Source organism: Micromonospora sp. NBRC 101691 (genome assembly GCF_030269285.1).
Classification (GTDB): Bacteria; Actinomycetota; Actinomycetes; order Mycobacteriales; family Micromonosporaceae; genus Micromonospora; species Micromonospora echinospora.
The window spans coordinates 426,421-438,688 of record NZ_BSTB01000001.1 but is presented as its reverse complement, the minus strand read 5'-3'; the positions used below and the strand labels follow the sequence as shown (position 1 = coordinate 438,688).

Genomic DNA, 12,268 nt, shown 5'->3' with positions numbered 1-12,268 from the left:
TCGCGCCCTCCTAGCCGACCGGACGACCCCGCCAGGAGAGACGGCGTCGCTTCCGCAGATGGTACGACCGGACGGTCAGCCAACCGAGGACCACGACCGACACGGGGTGGGCGAGCGCGTCGGGCCACCACCGGCCCCCGGTCGCCCGGGCGCTGACCACCCGTCCGGCGACGCCGAGCAGGTAGCCGGCTCCGGCCAGCGCGGCGACCGTCGGCGCGCCGACCAGCAGCGTAGTGGCGACCAGCAGCGGCGGCGCCACGTACAGCAGACCGAGCATGGCCACCACGACGGCCGCCGCGCCCGGGTGGCCGAACGAGGCCCAGAGTGACTTGGTGTAGCCGTCGCGCAGTTGCGGCCAGGTGTCGTACATCCGGCAGTCGGCCAGCCGGGAGCCGTCGGCGAGGGCGATCCGGCCGCCGGACCGCTTGACCGCGCGGGCCAGCTCGATGTCCTCCAGCACCCGGTCCCGCACGGCCGCGTGCCCGCCGGCGGCGGTGTAGCCGGCCCGGTCCACCACCAGGAACTGCCCGCCCGCCGCGGCCAGCGACGGCCGGGGCGAGCGTTCCATCGCGCGCAGCGGCAGGAAGGTCAGCCACAGCCACTGCAACAGCGGCTGGACCAGCCGGTCGCCCGCCGTCGCCACCAGGATCCTCGGGTACGGCGACAGCAGCGTCGCCCGCGCGGCGCGCAGTTCGGTGACGGCCGCCGCCACCGCGTCCGGGGCGAGCACGACGTCGGCGTCGACGAAGACCAGCGCGCTGGCCGCCGGGTCGGCGTGCTGCGCGAGCTGGTGGCAGGCGTGCGGCTTGCCCAGCCAGCCCGGCGGCGGCGCGACCCCGGTCAGCACGGTGACCCGCCGGTCGTCGCCGTCCACCGGGTGGTCCCCGGCGCGGCGCCGCCGGTCGTCCTCGACCACGGCGCGCACCACCTCGGCGGTGCCGTCGGTCGAGCCGTCGTCGAGCACCACGATCCGCAGTCCCGGCACGCCCCGCTGGGCGAGCAGCGCCCGCAGGCACGGGGTGACCCGGTCGGCCTCGTCGCGCAGCGGCAGCAGCACCGCCACCGGCTCGCCGACGACGACCGGCCGGTCGGCGGGGCGACGCAGCCAGCGGGTGGCGTTGACCAGGGTGTGCCCGGTCAACGCGGCGAGCACGACCAGCAGGACCAGCACGGCGACGACCGGGACGGTCATGTGGTGGCGTCCACCCGCCGCTGGTCGGACCCGTCCTGCCGGCCGGTCGGTGGCCGCTGCCGTCGGTGGCCGCGGGCGAGCGTGACCGCCAGCGGCACCGCCGCCACCGCCATGCCGACGGCGCCCCACAGCGCCGAGGCGGGCAGGCCGAGGAAGACCGCGTGGGCCAGCACGCTGGAGAAGTACGTCCACAGGTACAGCGCGTACATCGGGTGGTCCGCCGGGCCGGTCCGGTCGGCCGACGCTCCGGCCAGCGGCCGCAGCAGCGTCATCATCAGCACCCCGAACAGAAGCCAGCCGAGGTAGTTGCTGACCGGGATACCGGGCAGGCCGGGCAGGGCCGGGGTGGCGTCCCGCCAGCGCCAGTACCCCTCGGCGACCATCTGCGGGTCGAGGAAGAGGTCCCAGGCGGCCAGGCCGACGGCGGCCAGCGCGATCCGCCGTACGCCGGGCCGGACGAGGCGCGTCGCGGCGAGCCACGCCGGCCAGGCCATCCAGGTCCAGGCCAACGGGATGATCAGGGGAACCCCGGCGAGCTTCGGCCCGAGTTCGCCGGAGTAGTCGTAGCTGCCGAACGGGAAGCCGGTGGCCACGCCGAGCGCCTCGATGGCGAACCCGCCGCCGGTGGCGACCGCGACCAGTGCCGCCGCCGTCCGGGGACCCCGGGTGAGCAGCGCGTGGCCGACCGAGAGGAGGTAGCCGAGGACGACCGTGGCCACGGTCAGCGCCGCCCGGGTGCTCCCGCTGGTGAGCGGGTAGCCGATCTGGGCGAGGACGAGGACGCCGAGCAGCACCCAGGTCAGTCGGGGCGGCCGGGTGGCCCCGTCGCCCCGTCCCGGCCGGAGCGCGGCGGCGGGCCGGCCGTCGGGCGCGACGGGTGCGGAGCGGCCGGTCACGACGGGTGGGGGCCGGTCACCGGTCATGACGGACGGGGCCGGTCACCGGGGGCGGGCCGGAGACGGCCGGGCCGGCGGATGCCGCCGGACCGGAGGGGGCCGGCGGTGGAAGGGGGAGGGGGCGGCCGAGCACGCCGAACGCGCGTTCGTCGCCGGGGAAGTGGAAGTTCCGCAGGACGTCGACGAAGCCGAACCGACGGTAGAGCCGCCAGGCGCGGGAGCGTTCCTCGTCGGCCTCCGGGGTGGACAGCAGCGTGCTGCTCCCCTCGGCCATGGCGAGCAGTGCCCGCAGCTGCCCCGCGCCGAGGCCGTGCCCCTGCGCCGGGGGCCGGACGTGCAACTCGACGACCTCGAAGCAGTGGCTCAGCCAGATCTCGCGCCGGGTCGGGTCGAGCGCCCGGCTGACCTGGTCGTGCCACCACTGCCCGGGGGTGCCGAGGTAGCCGTACCCGAAGCCGGCCAGGTGGCCCTCGGAGGTGAGGCTGGCCACCGCGCGGAAGCCCGGCCGGCGGACGTGGGTGGCGATGTAGCCGCGCCGGGACTCCAGCAGGTCCGGGCGGTACCCCATCGCCTCGCCGTAGACGGCGACCACGTCGTCCAGCCGCCGGACGAGATCGTCCGGGGTCCACCGCACCAACCTCATGCGCCCTCCACCGTCTCCGTGTCGTCGTCACCGGTCCAGCCCAGCACCGCCCGGTCACCCACCACGGCACGCACCTCGAACCGGGCGAACAGTTCCTCCGCGTACCAGCCCTCGGTGGGGGTGCGGGTGATCGCGGCCCGGTGCTGCGGGTGACGGTACGCGAACTCGACCAGGCTCGCCGGGTCCCGCCACACGCTGACCGTGCCCTGCCAGCCCAGCGGCGCCTCCCCGACGCCGAACCGGGCGAGCAGGCCGGGGGCGTGGCGCAGCGCGGCGGCCACCGGGGGGACCGCCCGCCAGAAGGTGGCGGCCCGCCGGGGGCGCAGTCGGGCGCGGGTCAGCGCCAGCACCGGTCCGGTCACCGGACCGCCGGCCGGCTCGCCGAACGGCTGCCGGCCGGACCACGCGCCCCGGCTGGTCACCGGCCGTAGGTCGAGTCGGACGGCCGCGCGGGCCAGCCGGGCCCAGGACCGGCCGACCGGGGAGTCGTCGAACCGGGTCGCCGCCTCCGCCGACGCCCAGACGGTCAGCGCGGCCCAGCGGGTCGGGTCGACGTCGCCGGGGCCGAACCCGGTGCCCGTTCCGGTGCCGAGCAGCTTGGCGAAGCGCACCCCCTCGGTGGCGCGCAGCCGGCGCGGGCCGGACGCCATCCGGGGCAGCACCCGGGGCAGGTCGGTCCGACCCACCCGCCAGACGTGCAGGGTGACCAGTTCGGGGACGGGATCCGGCCGGCTCACGCCACCCCGGCCGGGACGCCGGCGGTGATCCGCACGCTGGGGTGTGACTGCATGCCGATATTCTCCCCGGTAGGCCGCCGCCCGTCGCATCGGCCACGCCAGGCCGGGACGGGCCGGTCCGCTCCGGGGTGGCGTGCCCGCTCCGGGGTGGCGTGCCCGCTCCGGGGTGGCCCGGCCGCTCCGGGGAGTCCGGAGCGGGTCAGGCGCGGTTCCCCGGTCCGGAACCGACCGGACCGGTGGTGACCACGGCGACCACGTCCGGTGGACCGGGCTGGTCGGTCTCCGCCGCTGGGGGCGGGCCACCCGGGGCGACCCGGGCCGTCTCGGCCAGCGCGACCCCGACCAGCACCAGCAGGCCCCCGCCGAGCTGGGCGGCGTTGAGCGCCTCGGTCGCGCCGAGGGTCACCCAGGCGACCGCCGAGGCGATCACCGGCTCGACCATGCCGATGATCCCGACGCTGGTCGCCGGTAGGTGCCGCATCGCCCCGGCGACCAGCAGGTACGGCACCACCGAACCGAGCACCACCACGTATCCGAGCAGCAGCACGACCGGTACGCCCCGGCTGGTGCCGGCCAGTGGCGTCCAGTCGCCGACACCGGTGACCGCCCGGGTGAGCAGGCCGGCCACGGCGGCCGCGCCGAACGCCCAGGTGCAGAGCGAGACGGTGTCCCGTCCCTCGACTCCGCGTGCGCCGAGCACGTAGTAGATGGCGAGGAAGAACGCGGCCCCGAGACCGGCCAGCACCCCGAGCCCGTCCAGGCTGAACCCGCCCCAGACCTCGGCGACGCAGGCCAGCCCGACCAGGCTCAGGGCCAGGCCGGACCAGAGCCGGGGCCGGACCGGGTGCCGCTGGCCGAACCGGGCCCAGAGGGCGACCAGCAGCGGGGCGGAGTACTCGAAGAGCAGCCCGATGCCGACCGGCAGCCGGGAGATGGCGACGAAGTAGAGCATCGGCACCAGGAAGAAGCCGGTCAGCCCGTACCCGACCAGCAGCGGGACCTGCCGGGCGGTGACCCGTAGCCGCCGGACGCCGGGACGGACCAGCACGCTCAGCGCCAGCAGGACGGTGAACGCGCCGGCCGCGCGGAGCAGGGTGAGTTGGGGCGCGTCGATGCCGGTGCGGAGCACCAGCTTGGAGACGGTGCCGTTGACGGCGAAGAGGATGCCCGAGGCGAGCACCATCACGACACCCAGGGCGGGGCGGGGGCTGATCACGACTGGGAGGTTACCGAGTCCGGGTCGTGTCACACGTTGCGTTTTCCCCGGCGGCAGGGTGTACTGTCAGCAGTGGTTAGAACGGGTGTTCGATTGAGTCGGGCACCGGTTCCCACTGCCCGGGAGGGGTGTTTCGCGGCGCTGCTCCCGGGATGGTGCGGTGACGCGGACCGCACCGGGCACCGGGCAGTCGCGCGCCCGGTCCCGTCAAGGCAGGATCGCCGTCCGCCGCCCACGACCCCCGGGCGGCGGACGGCGAACCCGCCGGTCAAGCCGGCCGGGTGTGGTGTGGGGAAGCGTCCACACCCGGCCGGCCGCACCGGATGCGTCTTCCTCCGCACCATCCCAGAACCGGGCCCCGCCGCCGGACGGATCCGCCTCCGCCGGTGGCGCGGCCGTCTCGGCGACGCGGAGGAGACAGTCATGCCGTCCCATCCGGCACCCACGGTGCCCACGCACGTGCTGCCGCACCGCACCCCGACCCAGCTTCTCGCCGTGGCCCGGGGTGGGCTGGCCGAGGCCGCGCAGACCCGCCCCGACGGCCTGCGTTACGCCGCCGCCCACCTGGCCGCGCTGCGTGCGGCGGCGGCCCTGCTGGCCGCCCGGGCCCGTCCCGCCCCCGCCCGACGTAACCGGATCACCAGCGTCTGGGTCCTGCTCGCCGGGGTCGCCCCGGAGTTGGGCGAGTGGGCCACCTTCTTCGCCGCCGGCGCCGGCAAGCGGGCCGCCGCCGAGGCCGGCATCCCCCGGGTGGTGACCGCCCGCGAGGCCGACGACCTGCTCCGTGCCGCCGAACAGTTCGTCCTGGTGGTGGAGACGGCGCTCGGCCTGAGCCACCAGCCGGCCCTGGACGGCCTCGCCGCCTGACCCGGCCCCGACCCGGTCCGCCATCCGACCCGGTCGGCCGGCCACACACCACTGATCCAGTACGACACGACGGGGGGCTTGTCCATGGCGGGCCGGATGGTGCTCGGCTCCGCCGCGCTGGCCGGGCTGGTCCGACCGGCCAGCGCGCCCGACCCGGCGGACGCCCAGCGGGTGCTGCCGGTCCTGCCTGAACTCACCGGGCTGCTGCCCAACCGGGGCCTGCGCCGGGGCAGCACGGTCTCGGTCGCCACCGGCCAGCCCCGGCGCAGCGGCGGGACGTCCCTGATGCTGGCGCTGCTCGCCGAGGCGTCCCGGGCCGGCTCGTGGTGCGCGGTGGTCGGGGTGCCGACCTTCGGCGCGGTGGCGGCGGCCGAGGCGGGCATCGCCCTGGACCGGCTGGCCCTGGTGCCGTACCCCGGTCCGGAGTGGGCCACCGTCGTCGCCGCCCTGATCGACGGGGTCGACGTCGTGGTCACCGCGGTCCCCGCCACGGTCTCCGCCTCGGTCGCCGGTCGACTGGCCGCCCGGGCGCGGCAGCGCGGCAGCGTCCTCGTCCCGTACGGCCGATGGGCGGGGGCCGACGTCACGTTGCAGGTGGTCCGGGGCGTCTGGGAGGGGATCGGGCCGGGGCGGGGCCGGCTCCGCCGGCGGGAGGTGACCGTCTCGGCGCGAGGCCGGGGCGCGGCGGCCCGGCCGAAGGAGATCACCGTCTGGTTGCCCGGCGACGGCCGCACCCGGATCGTGCCCCGGTCCGCCACCTCCCGTCCGGCCGCGCCCGCCACGGTGCCCCGGCGGGGCCCGTTGACCCTGGTCGGGTCGGCGTGACCCCGGCGTCCCGGCACCCCGCCCGAGCGGCGGCCGGAGCCGTCGACCAGCCGGCGGCCGGTCCGTCCCGCGCCGTCGGCCAGTCGACGGCCGCTGATCCGTCCCGCGCGGTCGGCCAGCCGGCCACCGACCCGTCCCGCGCCACCCGGACCCTGCTGCTCTGGTGCCCGGACTGGCCGGTGGTCGCCGCCGAGATCGTCGAGGGGGTGCCCGCCACCGGGCCGGTCGTCGTCCTGCACGCCAACCGGGTGGTCGCCTGCTCGGAACGCGCCCGCGCCGACGGGATCCGGCGCGGTCTGCGTAAACGGGAGGCACAGGGCCGCTGCCCCGGGCTGACCGTGGTCGACTACGACCCGGCCCGGGACGTCCGCGCGTTCGAGCCGGTGGTCGCCGCCATGGAGGACCTGGTCGCCGGGGTGGAGGTGGTCCGGCCCGGGGCCTGCGCGGTGGCCGCCCGGGGACCCACCCGGTATTTCGGCGGCGAGGAGGCGGCGGCCGAGCGGATCATCGAACACGTCGCCCAGACGTGTGCGGTGGAGAGCCAGGTCGGCATCGCCGACGGGGTGTTCGCCGCCGGGCTGGCCGCCCGTACCGGGCAGGTCGTGCCGCCCGGCGGCACGCCGGGGTTCCTGGCCGTGCTGCCGGTCGAGGCGCTCGGCCGTCCGGCCCTGGCCGACCTGCTGCGCCGGCTCGGCATCCGGACGCTGGGCGACTTCGCGGCGCTGCCCGCCGGGGACGTGCTGGCCCGCTTCGGCTTCGACGCGGCGCTGGCCCACCGCCTCGCCGCCGGGCGGGACCACCGCCCGCTCGCCGTCCGGGTGCCCCCGGCCGAGCTGACCGTCAGCGCCGACTACGACGAGCCGCTCGACCGGGTGGACGCCGCCGCGTTCGCCGCCCGGGCGCTGGCCGAGCGGCTGCACGACCGGCTGGCCGCGCACGGCCTGGCCTGTACCCGGCTCGGGGTCGAGGCGGTCACCGCGCACGGCCAGGAACTGCACCGGGTCTGGCGGCACGACGGCCTGCTCACCGCCACGGCCATCGCCGACCGGCTCCGCTGGCAACTCGACGGGTGGCTCTCCGGCGGCCCCGGTCGTCCGAGCCGTCCGACCGCCGGGATCATCCGGCTCCGGCTGGTCCCGGACGGGGTGCTCGCCCAGGTCGGGTTGCAGCCCGGCCTGTGGGGCGCCACCGGGGAGGAACGCGAGCGGGCGCACCGGTCGCTGAGCCGGGTGCAGGGTCTGCTCGGCCCGGAGTCGGTGGTGACCGCGGTGCTCGGTGGCGGACGCTCCCCGGCCGACCAGGTCCGTCTGGTGCCGTGGGGCGACGAGCGGCTCCCCGCGCGTCCCGGTGAACCGGGCTGGCCGGCCGCCGACCGGCCGACGGGCTCCGACGGGTCGACGGGCTCCGGACCGGCCGGTGCGCCGGATTCCGTTCCTGCCGGTATGGCGGGGCGGCGGTCGGGTTCGGGTGGCCGGTCCAAGGGCCGCCGGGCGCGTCCGGGAGGGGCGACCCCGACGCGTCCCGAGCTGCCGCCGTGGCCGGGGCGACTGCCGCCGCCCGCGCCGGCCGTGGTGCTGCCCGCCCCGCTCGCCGCGACCGTGCACGACGCCACCGGTGGGCCGGTCGGGGTCAGCGCCCGGCTCCAGCTCACCGCCGCGCCCGCCCGGGTGGCCGTCGGCTCCGCCCCGCCGGTGGAGATTGTCGGCTGGGCCGGGCCGTGGCCGGTCGACGAACGGTGGTGGGCCCCGACCGAGGCACGGCGCGCGGCCCGTTTCCAGCTCCTCCTCGCCGACGGTGCCGCACTCCTGCTGGCGGTCGAGGCCGGCCAGTGGCTGGTGGAGGCGATCTATGACTGAGCGGGGAGTGGATCGTGGCAGGTTGGTGCCCCGGGAGGGGCCGGAACCCACCACGATCGGTGGCGGCGAGCGGTGCCGCCCGCACCTTCCGACGGGGAACGGGGCACGGTGAGTTTCCACAATCCGAAGCTGCCCTGGTCGGAGCTGGAGCGGGTGCTCTCCGGGCGGCCCGGCGGTGACGGCCGCCCTGGGGAACGGCACCTGCACGTGGTGGATCCCCTCGCCGTCGACGGCGACGGCGGGGACGCCCCCGCCTGGACCCGGAAGCGCCCGCACTACGAGGCGCCCGAAATGCCCCGCCCCGACGGCGAGGTGCCCTACGCGGAACTGCACGCGCACACCAACTTCAGCTTCCTCGACGGGGCCAGCCACCCGGAGGAGCTGGCCGAGGAGGCCGCCCGGCTCGGGCTCACCGCGCTCGCGGTCACCGACCACGACGGCTTCTACGGGGTGGTCCGCTTCGCCGAGGCGGCCCGCGCCCTGCGGCTGCCCACCGTCGTCGGCGCGGAACTCTCCCTCGACCTGCCCGGCCCGCAGAACGGCGAACCGGACCCGCTCGGCCGTCACCTGCTGCTGCTCGCGCACGGCCCCGAGGGGTACGCCCGACTCGCCGCCACCATCTCCCGGGCCCAGCTGCGCGGCGGCGAGAAGGGCCGCCCGGTCTACGGCACGCTGGAGGAGGTCGCCGAGGGGCTGCGTGACCACGTCCTGGTGCTCACCGGATGCCGCAAGGGGCACGTGCCGGCGGCCCTGCTCACCTCCGGCGTCGACGCCGCCGCCCGGGAGCTGGACCGGCTGACCGCCCTGTTCGGCGCGGACACGGTCGCGGTGGAGCTGACCGACCACGGGCACCCGGTCGACGCCGACCGTAACGACGCCCTCGCCGACCTGGCCGCCGTCGCCGGCCTGCCCACGGTCGCCACCAACAACGTGCACTACGCGACGCCGGGGCGGCGTCGGCTGGCCACCGCGCTCGCCGCCGTACGGGCACGGCGCAGCCTCGACGAGATCGACGGCTGGCTGCCCGCCGCCGGCACCGCGCACCTGCGCAGCGGGGCCGAGATGGCCGCCCGGTTCGCCGCCTACCCGGGGGCGGTGGCGCGGGCCGCCGAGTTCGGCCGGGAACTCGCCTTCGACCTCCAGCTCGTCGCGCCGCAGCTGCCGGCGTACCCGGTGCCGGCCGGGCACACCGAGATGAGCTGGCTGCGCCACCTCACCGAGCAGGGCGCGCGGGAACGCTACGGGCCACGCGCGGCACACCCCGAGGCGTACGCGCAGCTCGACCACGAACTGGGCATGATCGAGAAGCTCGGCTTCCCCGGGTACTTCCTGGTGGTCTACGACATCGTCGCGTTCTGCCGGGAGCAGGACATCTACTGCCAGGGGCGGGGCTCGGCGGCCAACTCGGCGGTCTGCTACGCGCTGCGGATCACCAACGTGGACGCCGTCCGGCACCGGCTGCTCTTCGAACGCTTCCTCGCCCCGGAACGCGACGGCCCGCCCGACATCGACGTGGACATCGAGTCCGACCGCCGGGAGGAGGTCATCCAGCACGTCTACGCCCGGTACGGCCGGGAGCACACCGCCCAGGTCGCCAACGTCATCTCGTACCGGCCCCGGTCGGCGGTGCGGGACGTGGCGAAGGCGTTCGGTTTCTCCCCCGGCCAGCAGGACGCCTGGAGCAAGCAGATCGACCGCTGGGGGTCGGTCGCCGCCGTCGACGTCGAGGGCATCCCCGAGCAGGTGGTGACGTACGCCAACGAACTCCAGACCTTCCCCCGGCACCTCGGCATCCACTCCGGCGGCATGGTGATCTGCGACCGTCCGGTGATCGAGGTCTGCCCGGTGGAGTGGGGGCGGATGCCCGGCCGCAGCGTCCTCCAGTGGGACAAGGACGACTGCGCCGCCGTCGGCCTGGTCAAGTTCGACCTGCTCGGCCTCGGCATGCTCTCCGCCCTGCACTACGGGTACGACATGATCGGCATGAGCCTGGACCTGGGCGACATGTCGCTGGACGACCCCGAGGTCTACGACATGCTCTGCCGGGCCGACTCGGTCGGGGTGTTCCAGGTGGAGAGCCGCGCCCAGATGGCCACCCTGCCGAGGCTGAAACCCACCTGCTTCTACGACCTGGTGGTCGAGGTGGCACTGATCCGTCCCGGCCCGATCCAGGGCGGCTCGGTGCACCCGTACATCCGGCGCAAGAACGGCCAGGAGCCGGTGACCTACCCGCACCCGCTGATGCGCAACGCGCTGGAGAAGACCCTCGGCGTGCCGCTGTTCCAGGAGCAGCTGATGCAGCTCGCCATCGACCTGGCCGGCTTCGACGCGGCCGGGGCCGACCAGCTGCGCCGGGCGATGGGGGCGAAACGCTCGGCGGAACGGATGGCCCGGATCGCCGAGCGGCTCTACGCCGGCATGGCCGAACGCGGCATCACCGGCGAACTGGCCGACGACGTCTACCGCAAGCTCTCCGCCTTCGCCAGCTACGGCTTCCCGGAGAGCCACGCGATGAGCTTCGCCTACCTGGTGTACGCCAGCTCCTGGCTCAAGCGCTACCACCCGGGCCCGTTCCTGGCCGCCCTGCTCAACGCCCAGCCGATGGGCTTCTACTCGCCGCAGACCCTGGTCGAGGACGCCCGCCGGCACGGCGTCGAGGTGCGCCGCCCGGACGTCAACGCCAGCGGGGCGAAGGCCACCCTGGAGTCCACCCCGCAGACCCGGTGGGGGAGCGGACCGGGGGAGCCGCCGCACGCCTGGGGGCTGGGCGGTCCGGCGGTCCGGCTGGGCCTGTCGGGTGTGCGTACCCTCGGCGACGGGGTGGCCGAGCGGATCGAGGCGGACCGGGCGGCGCACGGGCCGTACCGGGACATGCCGGATCTGGCCCGGCGGGTCGGTCTCACCGCCGCGCACCTGGAGGCCCTGGCCACCGCGGACGCCTTCGCCGGTTTCGGGCTGAGCCGGCGGGAGGCGCTCTGGGCGGCCGGCGCGGCGGCCCAGGAGCGGCCCGACCGGCTGCCCGGCACGGTGACCGGCGTGACCGCGCCCACCCTGCCCGGCATGGACGCGGTGGACCGCCTCGTCGCCGACGTGTGGGCGACCGGGCTCTCCCCGGAGAGCCACCCGGCCCGCTTCCTCCGGGACCGGCTGGACGCGCTCGGCGCGGTGCCGGTTGCCCGGCTCGGTCAGGTGGAGCCCGGTCGGCGGATCCGGGTCGGCGGCATCGTCACCCACCGGCAGCGCCCCGCCACGGCCGGCGGGGTGACCTTCCTCAACCTGGAGGACGAGACCGGCATGCTCAACGTGAGCTGCTCACCGGGGCTGTGGCAGCGCTACCGGCGGGTGGCGAAGACGAGCAACGCCCTGGTGGTCCGGGGTATCCTGCACCGGCACGAGGGGGTCACCAGCCTCACCGCCGACCGCCTCGACCCGATCGACGCCCCGGTCACCCCCGCCTCCCGCGACTTCCGCTGACCCGGCGTCCCTCCGGGGGAGGGGGTGTCAGCAGGGGCACGGCAACGGGCAGCGGCAGGACGCCTCGCTCGTGGGCGTCGGTCAGCCCGGAGTGTCCTCGTCCGCCGCCGGCCGCGGACGGCGGTGATCCCGGATGTACGCCTCAACGTCGGACCGTAACCAGATCGAGCCGGCCTGCAAGGTCTGGAACGGGTGCGGGAAGTGCGGCTGCATGATGACCTGCCTGAACCGCGACCGAGCCACGCCGAGCATGTCCATGATCTCGCCCGGACCGACGAGGGGCCCAGGGACCTCCGGCTCACCCGTACGCATGACGGTAGGCACGGGCTGACCTACCCTAAAGCAGTTCCACGAGCCGAGCATGTTTCGCCTCATCCGTGTGCTCGACCGGCCGGCGTTCGACGGGTGGAGACGGGTACCAGCTCGACGCCAGGGGCGACGCGGTGGCCCGGAGGTCGTTCTTCGTGCAACCGGCGGGGCTGCGGAGACTGATGGAACCTCCCCAACCCCGCCGCGCACCGGGGGTGACCACCCGCGCTTGATCAGTGTCGCCGCCACCGGC

The 12,268-nt window shown here is 76.0% G+C and carries 8 protein-coding genes and 1 pseudogene; 4 read left to right on the top strand and 5 right to left on the bottom strand.

Annotated elements, in window-relative coordinates; translation table 11 throughout:
- Positions 1–10: 10 nt before the first annotated feature.
- From QSK20_RS01845 to QSK20_RS01825, 5 genes and pseudogenes are all read right to left on the bottom strand, one after another.
- Complete coding sequence (locus QSK20_RS01845) at positions 11–1,192, bottom strand: glycosyltransferase family 2 protein (protein ID WP_285786785.1); 1,182 nt, start codon at positions 1,190–1,192, stop codon at positions 11–13.
- On the bottom strand, positions 1,189–1,995 hold the full coding sequence (locus QSK20_RS01840; protein ID WP_285787183.1) for a carotenoid biosynthesis protein: 807 nt from the start codon (positions 1,993–1,995) through the stop codon (positions 1,189–1,191). Before QSK20_RS01840 ends, QSK20_RS01845 begins: the two co-directional genes overlap by 4 nt.
- Before the next feature lie 175 nt (positions 1,996–2,170).
- Positions 2,171–2,731, bottom strand: a pseudogene (locus QSK20_RS01835) (GNAT family N-acetyltransferase); the annotation flags it as partial.
- Positions 2,728–3,468 (bottom strand): monooxygenase, encoded by a 741-nt coding sequence (locus tag QSK20_RS01830; RefSeq protein WP_285786784.1) that lies wholly within the window; start codon positions 3,466–3,468, stop codon positions 2,728–2,730. The pseudogene QSK20_RS01835 and the gene QSK20_RS01830, both read right to left, overlap by 4 nt.
- 199 nt (positions 3,469–3,667) lie before the next feature.
- Positions 3,668–4,684 carry an EamA family transporter gene (locus tag QSK20_RS01825; RefSeq protein ID WP_285786783.1) on the bottom strand — a complete coding sequence of 339 codons (1,017 nt, stop codon included), beginning with the start codon at positions 4,682–4,684 and terminating at the stop codon, positions 3,668–3,670.
- Between the two features lie 423 nt (positions 4,685–5,107).
- On the opposite strand from QSK20_RS01825, the gene QSK20_RS01820 reads away from it, so the two are divergent.
- From QSK20_RS01820 to QSK20_RS01805, 4 genes are all read left to right on the top strand, one after another.
- Complete coding sequence (locus QSK20_RS01820; RefSeq protein ID WP_285786782.1) at positions 5,108–5,551, top strand: SAV_6107 family HEPN domain-containing protein; 444 nt, start codon at positions 5,108–5,110, stop codon at positions 5,549–5,551.
- Between the two features lie 84 nt (positions 5,552–5,635).
- On the top strand, positions 5,636–6,376 hold the full coding sequence (gene imuA', locus QSK20_RS01815; RefSeq protein WP_285786781.1) for a DnaE2-dependent mutagenesis accessory factor ImuA': 741 nt from the start codon (positions 5,636–5,638) through the stop codon (positions 6,374–6,376).
- 152 nt (positions 6,377–6,528) lie between these two features.
- Positions 6,529–8,232 (top strand): DNA polymerase Y family protein, encoded by a 1,704-nt coding sequence (locus QSK20_RS01810; RefSeq protein ID WP_285787182.1) that lies wholly within the window; start codon positions 6,529–6,531, stop codon positions 8,230–8,232.
- Between the two features lie 108 nt (positions 8,233–8,340).
- Entirely contained in the window at positions 8,341–11,706 is a 3,366-nt protein-coding gene (locus QSK20_RS01805) for an error-prone DNA polymerase (protein WP_285786780.1), read from the top strand.
- Positions 11,707–12,268: the final 562 nt, after the last annotated feature.

Coding starts and splice junctions, on each gene's coding strand:
- QSK20_RS01845 (WP_285786785.1), bottom strand. CDS start 1,192: ATGACCGTCCCGGTCGTCGCCGTGCTGGTCCTGCTGGTCGTGCTCGCC.
- QSK20_RS01820 (WP_285786782.1), top strand. CDS start 5,108: ATGCCGTCCCATCCGGCACCCACGGTGCCCACGCACGTGCTGCCGCAC.
- imuA' (WP_285786781.1), top strand. CDS start 5,636: ATGGCGGGCCGGATGGTGCTCGGCTCCGCCGCGCTGGCCGGGCTGGTC.